The organism is Segatella oulorum F0390 (genome assembly GCF_000224615.1).
Taxonomy (GTDB): Bacteria; Bacteroidota; Bacteroidia; order Bacteroidales; family Bacteroidaceae; genus Prevotella; species Prevotella oulorum.
The window spans coordinates 1-729 of sequence record NZ_JH114226.1 but is presented as its reverse complement, the minus strand read 5'-3'; the positions used below and the strand labels follow the sequence as shown (position 1 = coordinate 729).

Here is a 729-nt window from a genome sequence, read left to right as displayed (position 1 = left end):
GCTCAACCGAAGAGCAATGGGGAAGCGAGCAGCAAGTGGGCGGCACCGAGATTGATTTAGACAATTAAGAAACGACAAGTAAAACGAAACGCAATGAAAAAAATAAATAGATTGACCCTTGTGCTGACCTTGATGGCAGCAGGGCTATTCGCCGGTTGCGCAAGCGACGAAGAGGCAACCCGCGAGAACCAAAAGATAACGCTTGACGGCAGCCACTTCAAATTTACCGAAGTGGCCTATCAGGCCGACCAGGCTGTGACACGCGCCGCAGCATCCGTGAAGCCGACGACCGTTGACTTGGGCGACGGCTTGGAGGCCGAAGTATCGGTTACTCCCGATGCGCCCACCGGCAAAACGCGCGCCGTTGATCCCATCAGCGATGGCAAGTATACCATCCTCGCCTTCGACCCCACCACCCACGACTTGCAAGGCAAACTGGAGGGCAGCGTGACGGGCGGCGTGTTCACCCCCGATGCCGGTCAGAAACTGTTGCTCGACCCCGGCACCTATGACTTTACCTGTTTCAGCGAGCCTGTGGTATATGATGAGCCGAACAACCGATTGGTGGTTGACAACTGGCTCACCAAGAGCCCGACGATTGGCCATGTGCAGGCAACGATAACGGGCGACGATTACGAAGTGGTGTTTAACATGGAGCACAAATCTGCCCGCGTGCGCCTTAATATCACGTCGGATATTCTATCAGAGAACACGCCCATTGATGCTTAT

1 pseudogene is annotated in these 729 nt (G+C 54.9%); it reads left to right on the top strand.

Annotation, left to right across the window (positions count from 1 at the left end):
* Positions 1–93: 93 nt before the first annotated feature.
* A pseudogene (locus HMPREF9431_RS11915) lies at positions 94–729 on the top strand (hypothetical protein); the annotation flags it as partial.